Consider the following 13,192-nt stretch of genomic DNA (forward strand, 5'->3'; position numbering starts at 1 on the left):
ACGGTCGGCGCGCCGCATCTATCGCCGCGGCCTAAACGGTCCGGACGATCAGCGCATCGCACGGAGTGAGATAGATCAGGCGTTCGGCCACGCTGCCCAGCGCCGTGCGCAGCAGGCCCGTATGGCCGTGCGTGCCCACCACCAGCAGGTCCGCGCCGTGGGCGCGCACGTACTCGGGCACCACCGCCTCGGGCATGCCATGCTGCATGACCAGCCGCACCGATTGTGACAGCTGCGCAACATTGCCGGCGACGAAAGCGTTGGCCGCCTGCTCGGCCTGCTTGCGCGCCTGCGCCAATTCGCCCGCGTCCGGATCGGCCCGCAGCGTCGGGTAGGCGTGCAGCAGGGTGAGCTGCGCATCGGCAAAAAAAGCGCGCGCGGCATTCATCGCCTGGCGGGCGCCTTCCGAAAAATCCGAGGCGGCCACCACCTGGCCATAGGCGCGATGCGGCCGCTGCTTGACGATCAGGACGGGGAGGGTCGATTCCCGCGCCAGCTTCTCGACGGTAGAACCGAGCAGCAGGCGGCCCAGGGTTTCCTGGCGCGCCGTGCCGGTCACGATCAGGTCGCATTGCCGCACGCGCGCCGTTTCGCGGATCCGCTCGACCGGATTGCCGGACTCCAGCACGAGTTCGACGGGCACGTCGGTCTCGCCGACGATGTCGCGCAAGAGACGCTCGGCGCCGGCGGCATCGGCGTCGCGGCTGCGCTGCGCCATCAGGCGCTCGGCGAGCGCGGGCTCTTCGATCACATGCAGGACGACCAGCTTGCAGCGGCGCCGGCGCGCGATCGCAATGGCGCGGTCCAGCGCCCGGTCGCAGCGCGGACTCAGGTCGGTGGCAAGCAAGATGCTACAGGTATCGCCCATGCTGGCAGTCCCTCTCGATCCCAGGATTGTTGATTCTTAATCGCGTCTGCTTATCGTGACACGAACCGGGCTCGCCATGAACAACGCCGATACAGTCTCTTGATGCAAATCAACTAGAAAAACAAAACCCCCAACAACACGAGGCTGTTGGGGGTTTAGGGTATTGGTGCCGGCAAGAGGAGTCGAACCCCCGACCTTCGCATTACGAATGCGCTGCTCTACCAACTGAGCTATGCCGGCGTAAACCTTGCGCCTGAACTTTTTTCCGCGAACCGCGCGGCTTGCTGTTCAAGCTAGCCCGCTATTCTAGCAAAATTTCCCGGCAAGATTCAAATCTTTCCGGCAAGCTGCGGCTGCCTCACTCCGCATCCGGCTGCCTGTCGGGGTGCGCCGCCTCGAACGCGGGCAGCGACGCGCAGTAATCCGCCACGCGGACCACGGTAGGCATGGCGCTCAGGTCGGACTTGAGGCGGCGCGCGTTGTAGACCTGCGGGACCAGGCACAGGTCGGCCAGGGTGGGTGTGTCGCCGTGGCAGCACAGGCCGGTGTGGGGCGAGTCGGCCAGCGCGCGCTCGAGCGCCGCGAGCCCGCTCTGCACCCAATGGCGATACCACTCGTCGCGCCCTTCCTGTTCGATGCCCAGCGGCTTTTTCAGGTATTTCAGCACGCGCAGGTTGTTGAGGGGATGGATGTCGCAGGCGATGCCCAGGGCCAGCGCACGCACGCGGGCGCGTTCGACCGGCGTGGCAGGCAGCAGGGCCGGCTCCGGGTGGGTTTCTTCCAGGTATTCGATGATGGCCAGCGATTGCGTCAGCGCCTGGCCGCCGTCCTCCAGCACGGGCACCAGCGCGTCGGGACTGAGCTGGCGGAATTGCGGCTGCAATTGCTGTCCGCCGTCCTTGAGCAGATGGACGGCAGCATATTCATACGGCAGGCCCTTCAGGGCCAGCGCGATGCGCACACGATAGGAAGCGGAACTGCGGAAGTAGCTATGAAGACGCATGGAGACTCCTCTGGAGAGGCCCCGCCCTAGAGGCGGACATTCCTCGACAAGCCCTTGGGCAGCGGAAAGGCGACGCCCTCTTCGGCACCTGCGAGCGTGCGCACCGAGGCCGCGCCCAGCTCTTTCAGGCGGGCGATGACCTGCTGCACCAGGACGTCGGGCGCGGAAGCCCCGGCGGTGACGCCGACGCGCGAGCGGCCTTCCAGCCAGGCCGGGTCGATGTCGGAAGCGCCGTCGATCAGATAGGCGGGCACGCCCTTGCGCTCGGCCACTTCGCGCAGCCGGTTGGAATTGGAGCTGTTGACGCTGCCCACCACCAGCACGAGGTCGCACTCGGGCGCCATGACCTTGACGGCGTCCTGGCGATTCTGCGTGGCATAGCAGATGTCGCTTTTCTTGGGCTCGGCGATGCCGGGAAAGCGCGCCTTGAGCGCCGCCGCCACCTGCGCCGCATCGTCGACGGACAGCGTGGTCTGGGTGACATAGGCGAGCTTGTCCGGATCGGCGACCTGCAGCGCCGCGACGTCTTCCACCGTTTCCACCAGGTACATGCCGCCGTCGGCCTGGCCCAGCGTGCCTTCGACCTCGGGATGGCCCTTGTGGCCGATCATGACGATCTCGTTGCCCGCGGCGCGCATCTTGGACACCTCGACGTGGACCTTGGTGACGAGGGGACAGGTGGCGTCGAACACCTGCAGCCCGCGCCGCTCGGCCTCGCTGCGCACCGAGCGGGGCACGCCGTGCGCCGAGAACACCACGGTCGATCCGGCCGGCGCCTCGTCCAGTTCCTTGATGAAGATGGCGCCCTTGGTCTTCAGGTCCTGGACCACGTAGCGGTTGTGGACGATCTCGTGGCGCACGTAGATCGGCGCGCCGAAGAGCTCCAGGGCGCGCTCGACGATATCGATCGCGCGGTCCACGCCGGCGCAGAATCCGCGCGGCTGCGCCAGGACCACTTCCTTGGGCGCCTGCGCCATCACAGCACTCCGAGCAAGGCGACGTCCACCTTGAGGGCCGAGCCGGCCAGCGGGTGGTTGAAGTCGAACAGCGCGTAGTCGGCGCCCTGCTCCTTGAACACGCCCGAATACCGGCCGCCGTTGGGGGCGGCGAATTCCACCAGGTCGCCGGGCTCGAAGGTCTCGTCGCCGGCGTGTTCGCGCAGCATGGCCAGCGTGATGCGCTGGATCAGCTCGGGATTGCGGTCGCCGTAGGCCTGGGCGGGCGCCAGCATGAACGAAAAGGTCTCGCCTTCGGCGTGGCCGACCAGTTCCTGCTCCATGCCCGGCGCCCACTGGCCGGAACCGAGTTGCAGCGTGGCGGGGCGGCCGGTGAAGGTATCGACGAACACCTGCCCCTCCCCCTCGCCCGATGCGAGCGAAATGCGGTAGTGCAGCGTTACGTAGGAGTCCTCACGGACAACCTGAAGCGGGGAGGAAGAAGCGGAAGCCAAGATGTGTCACCGTGTCGATGCTGTGCGCAAACACCTGATTTTACCTGCCTCGACGCCATGCCCGCTGCCACGACTTCCTTACAGACCGCCCTGCCTCCCGACGAACGCCCGCGCGAACGCCTGCTGCGCCACGGACCGGCGGTGCTGACCGACGCCGAATTGCTCGCCGTGCTGCTGCGCACCGGCACACGCGGCTGCAACGCGATCGAACTGGGCCGGCGGCTGCTGGCGGAGTTCGGCGGCCTGCGCGGGCTGTTCGCGGCCTCGCGCGACGACCTGCGCCGCGTGCCCGGCCTGGGCGCGGCCAAGGCCAGCCAGCTGCAGGCCATCCTGGAACTGGCGCGGCGCGAGCTGGACGAAACCATGCGCCGGGGCGACGCGCTGAGCAACCCCGCCGACGTGCGGCGCTATTGCGCCACCGCGCTCTCGCACCTTCACATCGAATGCTGCCTCGCGCTCTACCTGGATGCCCGCAACCGCCTCATCGCCAGCGAAATGCTGTCGCAAGGCACGCTCAGCCAGGCCGCGGTCTACCCGCGCGAGATCGTGCGGGCCGCGCTGCGCCTCCATGCCGCGGCGGTCATCCTGGCGCATAATCACCCTTCCGGGAACGCCGACCCCAGCCAGGCCGACGAACACCTGACCCGCCACGTGCGCGGGGCGCTGTCGCTGGTGGACGTGCGGCTGCTGGATCACATCATCGTGGCGGGCGGACGGACCACCTCGCTGGCCGAACGCGGCCTGCTGTAGCCCATGGGAAAATCGCGCAAGGGCCGGCGCCCTCCCCGTCCGGGGGCCGCGGCCGCCGCGCAACGCGTCTGTCGACAAAGCCATCTTTGGCTTGAAAAACCGCCCTTTCCCGTGCTATTCTTGCGAGCTTTACGGCGTTACCCTTGGCGCATTGAAGTATTCGTGCGCAGCCAAGGCGGCATCCATGGCCGAACACGCCAGAGAAACACGCTAGAAACTCGGGGTACGTACGGCACGGCCGACCCCGGATCCGTATCCCGAATTCACGCAATAGAATAGAAGAGGTGTCGCCATGGCACGAGTATGTCAAGTTACCGGTAAAGGCCCGATCGTGGGCAACAACGTTTCCCACGCCAACAACAAGACCAAGCGCCGCTTCCTGCCGAACCTGCAATATCGCAAGTTCTGGGTCGAAAGCGAAAACCGCTGGGTCCGCCTGCGCGTCAGCACCAACGCCCTGCGCACCATCGACAAGAACGGCATCGAGTCCGTCCTGGCCGACCTGCGCGCCCGCGGCGAAGCCGTTTAATCACCGGATCCACAGGAGCACACCATGGCCAAGGGTATTCGCGAAAAGATCAAGCTCGAGTCGACCGCCGGCACCGGGCACTTCTACACCACGTCCAAGAACAAGCGCACCACCCCGGAAAAGATGCTGATCAAGAAGTTCGATCCGGTCGCGCGCAAGCACGTGGACTACAAGGAAACCAAGCTGAAGTAATTCAGCCTGGCGCGGCGCCGGTTTTCGCCTTCGCCGCCAGCCTTATTCGCACCCCGCAGCCCCGGCGCCACGCCGGGGCTGCGGGGTGTTTGTTTTCTCCGGGCAGCTCGGATCAAGCGACCACGCCGGCCGCCTGCAAGGCGTCGATCTCGGCATCGCCGTAGCCCAGGGCGGCGAGCACGGTGCGGGTATGGCCGCCCAATGCGGGCACGGCGTCCATGCGCGGCGCATAGGCGCTGCTGGCGCCCGGCGGCAGCAGCGCGGGCAGCGGCCCGACCGGGCTGTCCACCTGGGTCCACCTTTCGCGCGCCGCCAACTGCGGATGTGCCCAGACGCCCGCCATGTCGTTGACCCGCGCGTTGGCGATGCCGGCGTCTTCCAGCCGCCCGATGACCTCGTCCGCGCGCATGCCGGCGAAGGCCTCGACGATGAGCTGGCGCAATTCGGCCCGGTGCGCGGTGCGGCGCGAATTGCTCTCGAACCGTGCATCGCGGACGAGCCCCGGCTGCTCCAGCACGGCCGCGCAGAACACCTGCCACTCGCGCTCGTTCTGTAGGCCCAGCATCACGACTCCGCCATCCCCGGCCGGAAAAGGCCCGTAGGGATAAATGGTGGCATGCGCCGCCGCGGCACGCGGCGGAGGCGGCGCGCCGTCGAAGGCGTAATACATGGGATAGCCCATCCACTCGACCATGCTCTCGAGCATGGACACCTCGACGCGGCTGCCTTTTCCCGTACGATTCCGGAGCATCAACGCGGCCAGGATGTTCGAATAGGCATACATGCCCGCCGAGATGTCGGCCACCGAGGCGCCCGCCTTGCACGGTTCTTCGGGGGTGCCCGTCACGGAGACGAAGCCGCCCTCGCTCTGGATCAACAGGTCGTAGGCCTTCTTGTCCCGATAGGGTCCGCTGTCGCCGTAGCCGGAGATATCGCACACGATCAGACGCGGAAAGCGCTCGCGCAGCGCCTCGTACGACAAGCCCAGACGGGCCGCCGCGCCCGGAGCCAGGTTTTGCACCAGCACGTCGGCCTGGGCAAGCAGGCGCCCCAGCACCTCGCCCGCGCCTTCGTGCTTCAGGTCCAGCGCCAGGCTTTCCTTCGAGCGGTTGGTCCAGACGAAGTGCGAGGACAACCCGCGCACGCGTTCATCGTAGCCGCGCGCGAAATCGCCGCTGCCGGGCCGTTCGATCTTGATCACCCGCGCCCCCAGGTCGGCAAGCTGGCGCGTGCAGAACGGCGCCGCGATCGCGTGCTCGAGGCTGACGACGGTCACGCCGTCCAGAGGACGGGGCGAAGAGGAAACAGGTGCGGTCATGGCGCTATCGTCCTGGAATCGCAATCGCGGCAACGGTGGAACGCGGACATCCCGCGCGGCTCAGAAAGAGCGAGGCAGCCCCAGCAAATGCTCGGCCACGTAGGACAGAATGAGATTGGTCGAAATCGGCGCGACCTGGTAGAGCCGCGTCTCGCGGAATTTGCGCTCGACGTCGTACTCGCACGCGAAGCCGAAGCCGCCATGGGTCTGCAGGCAGACGTTGGCCGCCTCCCACGACGCCTTTGCCGCCAGGTACTTGGCCATGTTGGCGCTGGCCCCGGCGGGCTGCCCGCCGTCGTACTCGCCGCAGGCGCGCCAGCGCATCAGGTCGGCCGCTTCCACCTCGATGTGCGCCTCGGCGATGGGAAACTGCACGCCCTGGTTCTGGCCGATGGGACGGCCGAATACCTGCCGCTCGCGCGCGTAGCCGGTGGCTTTCTCGATGAACCAGCGGCCGTCGCCGATGCACTCGGCGGCGATCAGCGTGCGTTCGGCGTTCAGGCCGTCGAGGATGTAGCGAAAGCCCTTGCCTTCCTCGCCGATCAGGCTGTCGGCCGGCAGCTCCAGGTTGTCGAAGAAGAGTTCGTTGGTCTCGTGGTTGACCATATTGGCGATGGGGCGCACCTCCATGCCGTGGCCGATCGCCTCGCGCAGGTCCACCAGGAAGATCGACATGCCTTCGGTCTTCTTGACGACTTCCACCAGCGGCGTGGTGCGCGCCAGCAGGATCATCAGGTCGGAGTGCTGCACGCGCGAGATCCACACCTTCTGGCCGTTGATCACGTAGCGGTCGCCGCGCCGCACCGCCGTGGTCTTGATGCGCGTGGTATCGGTGCCCGTCGTCGGTTCGGTCACGCCCATGGACTGCAGGCGCAACTCGCCGCTGGCCAGACGCGGCAGGTAGTAGTCCTTCTGCGCGGCCGAACCGTTGCGCACCAGCGTGAAGAGGTTGTACATCTGCCCGTGGACGGTGCCCGAGTTGCCGCCGCAGCGATTGATTTCCTCCAGGATCACCGAGGCTTCGGACAAGCCCAGGCCGGAGCCGCCGTATTCGGCGGGAATCATCGCGCTCAGCCAGCCGGCCTCGGTCAGCGCATGCACGAACGCCTCGGGAAAGCCTCGGGCCTCATCGACCTTGCGCCAGTAGGCGCCGTCATAGTGCGCGCACAAGGCGCGCACGCCTTCGCGGATATCGTCATAGCCTGCTTGCTGCACGTCGGGCGTCTCCGTCGATCGGGCGTGCGTCAGCGCGCCACGTAGTCCAGTTCGGCGCGCTGGATCGCGCCATCCGCATTGGCGGCCCACAATTGTGCCCGCCCCTCGCCCGACAGGCAGCCGGCCGCCTCGAACGGCGTGGGGCAAATCACCGGGCGCACGCCGCGATAAGCCAGGCGCGCGGGCCGCAGCCCGGGGTTCGCGCGCACGAACGCCGAGACCAGCAGCGTGGCGATCAAGGGTCCGTGCACCACCAGGCCGGCATAGCCCTCTTCGCCGGTGGCATAGGGCCAGTCGTAGTGGATGCGGTGGCCGTTGAAAGTCACGGCCGAATAGCGGAACAGCAGGGTCGCATCGGGCACGGCCGTCTCCGACCAGCCGGCCTGCGGCAGCGGTTCGGCATCGGCGGTTCGCGGCGGCGCGGGCTCGCGGTAGACGATGTCCTGCTCCTCGCGCACGGCAAGCTGCCCATGCTGGACGATGTCGTGCCGGACCGTGACGAACAGCAAGCCACCCGTGCGGCCCTGCTTCTCCGAGACGGACTGGATGGTGGAACGGCGCTCGGCATCTTCCCCCACCACCAGCGGCCGGATGAAATCCACCCGGCCGCCCGCCCACATGCGCTGGCGCCCTTCGGCTGGAGGCAAAAAGCCGCCGCGCGCCGGATGACCGTCCGAACCCAGCCCAGCGGCCGGCACGGGATCCTGGAAATAGGCCCAATGCCATAGCTCGGGCAGCGCCTCGCCCGGGGCGGGCGCCGGCTGGCCCAGCGTGGCCGCGATGCGGCGTGCGAGTTGATGGCTGATCTGGTCGGCCGAGGTCTCGGTCCGGCCCTCCCATTCGCTGGGACTTATCGCGGGGCTATTCATGCTGTCGGGCCCGTGCCCATGGCCAGGCCGGCGGGCGCTTTCGTGGTTGGCAATGGGGCAAGCATGCGCCTCCGCCCGCCTTCTGTAAATTTTGATTTGCTGTAACCTTCCTTCTGCCAAACCGAACGCCTACGCGCCAAGAACCTCCCGGATCGCACCATGCACTTCGACCTGGCCGACCTGCGCCTCTTCATCCACGTGGCCGAAGCGCCCAGCCTGACCCAGGGCGCGCGCCAGGCCCATCTCTCGCTGGCCGCCGCCAGCGCCCGCATCAAGGCGCTGGAGGCACAGCTGTCGGCCCGGCTGCTGTATCGCAACAGCCGCGGCATCGAGCTGACGCTGGCCGGCCGCCGCCTGCTCGAACACGCGCGCCAGATCATGCGCCAGGTCGATCTGCTCAAGAGCGAATTCGCCGACGGCGGTTCCGGCGCGACCGGCCACATCCGCATCTACGCCAACACCACCGCGGTGACCGAATTCATGCCCGGGGTGCTGGCGCGCTACCTCGCCGCGCGCCCGGGCGTCACCGTCGACCTGCAGGAGCGGCTGACGCGCGACATCATCCGCGGCGTCATGGACGGCTCGACCGACCTGGGCGTCGTCGCCGGCCCGGTCGATGCGCCCGGCCTGCAGCGCCTGCACTTCAGCACCGACCGGCTCGCGCTCGCCGTGCCGGCCGGGCATCCGCTGGCGCGCCGCAAGCGGGTCCGGCTGGCCGACACGCTGCGCTACCCGCACATCGGCCTGCACGACGGCAGCACGCTGCTCGCCTTCCTGCGCGAACAGGTCAAAGAACAGAACCTGGTCCTGCGCATCCAGGTCTCGGGCTTCGAAGCCATGTGCCGCATGATCGAAGCCGGCGTCGGCATAGGCGTGGCGCCCGAATCGGCGGCCCTGCGCCACCGCCGCACCATGGACCTGGCCATCGTCGCGCTGGACGAGCCCTGGGCGGTGCGCGAACGCAGCCTACTGGTACGCGAACGCGACGCCCTGCCCGCCTGCGTGCGCGCGCTCATCGACGACGTGCTGGCGCTGGGCCAGCGCGCGGGCGGCGCGGCCGGCACCCCGGCGGCCGGCGCGGGAGACTAAAATCGCCAGGCCCGACCGGCACGCCCCGCACAAGAGACTCCTCCCCATGACCGCCAGCCCGCTGCCGCAAGGCAGCTACCGCCTCGTCGCCCTCATCGTCGCCAGCGCCTTCTTCATGGAGCAGCTCGACTCCACCATCATCGCCACCGCCCTGCCCGCCATGGCCGAATCCCTGGGCGCGGACCCCGTGCGCATGAACTTCGCCATGACCGCCTATGTGCTAAGCCTGGCGGTATTCATCCCGCTCAGCGGCAAAGTGGCCGACCGCTTCGGCACGCGCAACACCTTCCGCGCCGCCATCGCCCTGTTCGTGCTCAGCTCCATCCTGTGCGGCCTGGCCCAGAACCTGCCGTGGCTGATCGGCGCGCGCCTGCTGCAGGGCGCCAGTGGCGCCCTCATGGTGCCCGTCGGCCGCCTGGTGCTGCTGCGCTCCGTAGAAAAATCCCAGCTCGTCGCCGCCATGTCCTGGGTCCTCTTCCCGGCCATGGTCGGCCCGGCCATCGGCCCGCTCATCGGCGGCTTCCTGACCACCTACCTCTCCTGGCACTGGATCTTCTACATCAACGTCCCCATCGGCCTGGCCGGCATCGTCATGGTCACTCGCCACATCCCCAACGTCCCCAGCGACGGCCCGACCGCGCCGCTGGATTACATCGGTTTCGTGCTATCGGGCGCCTGCCTGGCCAGCCTCGTCGTCGGCCTGGAAAACCTCGGCCACGGCGGCGCCCGCTCCACCGCCTTCCTGCTGCTCGCCGCCGCGGCCGGCTGCGCCGCCCTCTACCGCTGGCACAGTCGCCGCCACCCCGCGCCCCTGCTCGACTTCAGCCTAATGCGCATCCCCACCTTCCACGTCGCGCTCACCGGCGGCCTGCTCTACCGCGTCGCCTACGGCGGCTTCCCCTTCCTCATGCCGCTCATGCTGCAGCTCGGCTTCGGCCTCTCCGCCGCCGAAAGCGGCGCCATCACCTTCGCCTCCGCCGTCGGCGGGCTCGTCATGAAAGCCATCTCCAGACCCTTCCTGCGCGCCTTCGGCTACCGCAATGTACTGATCTGGAACGGCCTGTTATCGGCCACCATGCTGGCGCTATGCGGCGCTTTCCGGCCTAGTTGGTCGGTCGTGGCGATCTACCTTCTACTGCTGATAGGCGGGTTCGTGCGCTCTTTGCACATGAATGCCTACGGCACCATTGTTTATGCCGACATTCCCCAGGCCCGCATGAGCGCCGCTACCGCGCTGGCTAGTATCAATCAGCAGATCAGTATGGCGTTGGGGGTGGGGTTGTCGGCGCTGGTGCTCGATTTGTCGCGGTATGCGCTGGGACATGAGCAGGTGCAGTTGAGTGATTTCAGTGTGGCGTTTGTGGCGATGGGGTTGTTGGGGGTGGTGGCGGTGGGGTTGTGTCGGAGGTTGCCGGGGGATGCCGGGGCGGAGATGAGTGGGCATCGGGGGAAACGGGTTTGAAGCGGGTTTGAACCGGCTCTGCGGACAGATGCCCTTGGGCAGCTAACCAAGCATCTCGCTAACCCGCGCCAGCTAACTTGCGCGGCCGACCGCCTTTGCGACCATTCTCGCGCGCAGCCAGAGCCTTGGCGGCGCTGGTGCGACGGCCGTTGCGCGCGGCAATCACCGTGGCAGCCAATTCCATCAACGGTTTGCTGGCCGACACGAGACCGGCGATGGAGACGTGCAAGTCACGTTCGGCCAGGCAAAGTGCGCTGCCCCCATAGCCGACTTCGATACGCTCCAACTCGGACACACTCAAGCCGGCCAATTCCTCATACCGCTCCACTGGCAGCAACACGGCTGTCTGATCCTCGAAGCTCACCGCCAGAGCCTTGAAATCCGGCAAGTAACGGACACCCTTAGCGTGCAATTGCGTAGCCCGCCGCTGATGGCCAGCAGCGATGGCGCTTGCCAGCACGCCGTCAGTCACTACCTCATCGCTGTATTCCCCGCGGTATTCCCGCGCCTTGATCGTTTTCATAGCTCGATCTCCAAAAAACCGGGCTGTCCGGCCAACTGCAATACCGTCCGGCAGCCCTGCGCCTCAAACCGGGCCGACAAGATGTCGCATGCGCCGAGCCTGCGCTCCCTCGAACTGACCGCTTCTTCTTCCGCCATATCCCATTGCAGATTATCAAGGCAGACCGTCTGGCGGCTGACCCACCAGAGTCCGCGCGCTCGGCACAAGTTCTCGGGTAGCTTTAGCACTTGGCGCAACTCTTCCAGCGTGGAAGCATTCGGCTCGTTCCGCGCCGGCGCCACATCCCACAATCGGACACCGTTGTGCCAAAAGCTGAATAGGAAACGCGCATCCCACTCGGCGGTACCAGCATGCACATGAGGCGGGCAATGTTCATTCCTGGTCAGGACGGCAATTGTCAGCCCTTTGTGCGTACATACTTTCATTTTAACCCAACAGTTAGGTTTTACGATATAGCTCGTACATCTCGATACGCAAAGAAGTGAGAACCTCTGCCCTATCGACTGCCCCCGAGCACGTAGTACCGCCGATGCTCCGCAACCGTCGTTCAACTCACGAAAGAGCATGCATTGCGTGTAGGCCGCTCGCTCAATAAGACCTTCCCACAATGCAGCCAAATGAGCGGAGAGCAGAGCAGCATGGCGCTGTGCTTGATCTATCGCGCTACGCGCTGCGGGCATGCGCAGATCTGTTGAGCGATTCAGTGTGGCTCTTGTGACGATTTGTTTGTTGGAGTGGCCGCAGCGAATCTGTGCTGAAGGTCGCCTGGGGGGATGCGAGGAGGAAATGAATGGCGCCGATGGGAAGGCAGGGATAAGGGAAGATCGCAGGCTTATAGGGTAGTTCAACCGAAATCAGCGTCTCTGGCGATAGACGGCGCAGTATTGATAAGTGTGTAGATCGACAGATAAGCAACGGCTGCTTTCGATAAACTAGGTTAGTAGAGAACTGTGGAGTTGCCGCTCATAAACTTCTGCTTCTGGCCGAAAGCGGATATGAACGAAAGTCCGTTTTGGATCCCTTGCAGCCATTCGAACTTATTCGGCCAACGTCTGCTAGTTCTTCGTCTCCAGGTAGCTCGGTCGCTGTTCATCGCCGTCCCGTCACTCGCGGAGCCAGCAAAGTACTCTATCCGACAGTCACTAGTTGTCCGCCGGAGCAATAGTTACACAAACGGCACATGCAATTGCTCAGGGTTGTCGGCGATGTAGCGCCAGACGATGAGATCAATTACTTTTGCTTGTTCGCCAGTGGTAGCTGCAAGTTCTCGACAGAGGTGATCTGCGCTGCGAAAGCCAAGACGCTCCGACAAGCGGATCAGGTGCCGGTCAGGCTTCGCGATATCAAGCCCGAGGTTTTTTGCCAGATGCCGGCTGGTGATGGGCCCAATGAACGATAGTTTTTGGAGTTGGTTAATCGGATCAGCCAATACCGCTTGTTTGAACTCGTCAAACCCGACTTCGCTGATGTACCTCGCAGCCGAGAAAATACCCTTCAACTTGAGTCGGTTTGCGAACGAAGAAGCGGCTGTCGCGCAGCAGATGTCACCCGCCGATACGATGGCCTCAGCTGACTCCCAATCGCAGAAGCAAAGCGAAACATGATCAAAGGCCCGGCGAACTGCAGACTCTCTGAAGCCCGAACACAACGTGACCCAGGCATGCTCTCGTAGCAATTCGCATTCTGTGAATCCGGCGAAGTCCACTTCGCGCTGCCAAGCCACTTCGGCGGATAGTCCGGCATGCTGAACGTAGCTACAAGCCTTGGAAAAAAAGCGCATAGCTGCAGTCAGGTCGGCTCTCATGGTTCGGCTAATCATCAGCTTTGAATCGAACCGGTTTTTGAGGAGGCTCCAATTCTTGAGAAAATGGAGCCATGAGCAAGAACAACAAGTTTTCCCCTGAAGTACGTGAACGTGCGGTAC

Annotated in this window: 15 protein-coding genes and 1 tRNA gene; 5 read left to right on the top strand and 11 right to left on the bottom strand. The window is 65.5% G+C overall.

Going from position 1 to position 13,192, the window contains the following annotated elements:
* Window positions 1–31: 31 nt before the first annotated feature.
* From PIGHUM_RS10140 to PIGHUM_RS10160, 5 genes are all read right to left on the bottom strand, one after another.
* Window positions 32–868 carry a universal stress protein gene (locus tag PIGHUM_RS10140; protein ID WP_124079457.1) on the bottom strand — a complete coding sequence of 279 codons (837 nt, stop codon included), beginning with the start codon at window positions 866–868 and terminating at the stop codon, window positions 32–34.
* Between the two features lie 164 nt (window positions 869–1,032).
* Window positions 1,033–1,108: transfer RNA gene (locus PIGHUM_RS10145), tRNA-Thr, on the bottom strand.
* A 118-nt stretch (window positions 1,109–1,226) separates the two neighbouring features.
* Window positions 1,227–1,871 (bottom strand): maleylacetoacetate isomerase, encoded by a 645-nt coding sequence (maiA, locus tag PIGHUM_RS10150; RefSeq protein WP_124079458.1) that lies wholly within the window; start codon window positions 1,869–1,871, stop codon window positions 1,227–1,229.
* 26 nt (window positions 1,872–1,897) lie between these two features.
* The gene (gene ispH / locus PIGHUM_RS10155) at window positions 1,898–2,848 is read right to left on the bottom strand and encodes a 4-hydroxy-3-methylbut-2-enyl diphosphate reductase (RefSeq protein ID WP_124079459.1); all 951 of its coding nucleotides are present in this window, start codon (window positions 2,846–2,848) and stop codon (window positions 1,898–1,900) included.
* The gene (locus tag PIGHUM_RS10160) at window positions 2,848–3,321 is read right to left on the bottom strand and encodes an FKBP-type peptidyl-prolyl cis-trans isomerase (RefSeq protein ID WP_124079460.1); all 474 of its coding nucleotides are present in this window, start codon (window positions 3,319–3,321) and stop codon (window positions 2,848–2,850) included. Before PIGHUM_RS10160 ends, ispH begins: the two co-directional genes overlap by 1 nt.
* A 57-nt stretch (window positions 3,322–3,378) precedes the next feature.
* Here PIGHUM_RS10160 and radC point away from each other — a divergent pair, with 57 nt between their 5' ends.
* The 3 genes from radC (at window position 3,379) to rpmG (ending at window position 4,792) form a co-directional block, all read left to right on the top strand.
* Complete coding sequence (gene radC, locus PIGHUM_RS10165; RefSeq protein ID WP_124079461.1) at window positions 3,379–4,071, top strand: RadC family protein; 693 nt, start codon at window positions 3,379–3,381, stop codon at window positions 4,069–4,071.
* A gap of 292 nt (window positions 4,072–4,363) precedes the next feature.
* Window positions 4,364–4,600, top strand: a complete 237-nt coding sequence (rpmB, locus tag PIGHUM_RS10170; RefSeq protein WP_124079462.1) for a 50S ribosomal protein L28 — start codon at window positions 4,364–4,366, stop codon at window positions 4,598–4,600.
* Window positions 4,601–4,624: 24 nt separating this feature from the next.
* A complete protein-coding gene (gene rpmG / locus PIGHUM_RS10175; protein ID WP_124079463.1) occupies window positions 4,625–4,792 on the top strand; it encodes a 50S ribosomal protein L33 in 168 nt (55 codons plus the stop codon).
* Between the two features lie 112 nt (window positions 4,793–4,904).
* On the opposite strand, the gene PIGHUM_RS10180 is transcribed toward rpmG, so the two are convergent.
* Genes PIGHUM_RS10180 through PIGHUM_RS10190 form a run of 3 tightly spaced genes read right to left on the bottom strand, consistent with a single transcriptional unit; the run spans window position 4,905 to window position 8,194 of the window.
* Entirely contained in the window at window positions 4,905–6,110 is a 1,206-nt protein-coding gene (locus PIGHUM_RS10180; RefSeq protein WP_124079464.1) for a CaiB/BaiF CoA transferase family protein, read from the bottom strand.
* Window positions 6,111–6,170: 60 nt separating this feature from the next.
* Entirely contained in the window at window positions 6,171–7,325 is a 1,155-nt protein-coding gene (locus PIGHUM_RS10185; protein WP_222929243.1) for an acyl-CoA dehydrogenase family protein, read from the bottom strand.
* A 29-nt stretch (window positions 7,326–7,354) separates the two neighbouring features.
* Window positions 7,355–8,194, bottom strand: coding sequence for an HTD2 family dehydratase (locus PIGHUM_RS10190; RefSeq protein WP_124079465.1), 840 nt, complete (start codon window positions 8,192–8,194; stop codon window positions 7,355–7,357).
* Window positions 8,195–8,353: 159 nt separating this feature from the next.
* On the opposite strand from PIGHUM_RS10190, the gene PIGHUM_RS10195 reads away from it, so the two are divergent.
* Together PIGHUM_RS10195 and PIGHUM_RS10200 are read left to right on the top strand one after the other, a co-directional pair.
* Complete coding sequence (locus PIGHUM_RS10195; RefSeq protein ID WP_124079466.1) at window positions 8,354–9,283, top strand: LysR family transcriptional regulator; 930 nt, start codon at window positions 8,354–8,356, stop codon at window positions 9,281–9,283.
* A 46-nt stretch (window positions 9,284–9,329) separates the two neighbouring features.
* A complete protein-coding gene (locus PIGHUM_RS10200) occupies window positions 9,330–10,745 on the top strand; it encodes an MFS transporter (protein ID WP_124079467.1) in 1,416 nt (471 codons plus the stop codon).
* A 58-nt stretch (window positions 10,746–10,803) separates the two neighbouring features.
* Here PIGHUM_RS10200 and PIGHUM_RS10205 read toward each other — a convergent pair whose 3' ends face one another.
* The 3 genes from PIGHUM_RS10205 to PIGHUM_RS10215 all read right to left on the bottom strand — a co-directional run bounded on the left by PIGHUM_RS10205 (window position 10,804) and on the right by PIGHUM_RS10215 (window position 13,072).
* Window positions 10,804–11,268 (bottom strand): DUF2442 domain-containing protein, encoded by a 465-nt coding sequence (locus PIGHUM_RS10205; RefSeq protein WP_124079468.1) that lies wholly within the window; start codon window positions 11,266–11,268, stop codon window positions 10,804–10,806.
* Window positions 11,265–11,693, bottom strand: a complete 429-nt coding sequence (locus PIGHUM_RS10210; RefSeq protein WP_124079469.1) for a DUF4160 domain-containing protein — start codon at window positions 11,691–11,693, stop codon at window positions 11,265–11,267. Before PIGHUM_RS10210 ends, PIGHUM_RS10205 begins: the two co-directional genes overlap by 4 nt.
* Before the next feature lie 740 nt (window positions 11,694–12,433).
* Window positions 12,434–13,072: a hypothetical protein gene (locus PIGHUM_RS10215; RefSeq protein ID WP_124079470.1), complete on the bottom strand. Its 639-nt coding sequence runs from the start codon at window positions 13,070–13,072 to the stop codon at window positions 12,434–12,436.
* Window positions 13,073–13,192 lie beyond the last annotated feature (120 nt).

Source organism: Pigmentiphaga humi (assembly GCF_900606115.1).
Taxonomy (GTDB): domain Bacteria; phylum Pseudomonadota; class Gammaproteobacteria; order Burkholderiales; family Burkholderiaceae_B; genus Pigmentiphaga; species Pigmentiphaga humi.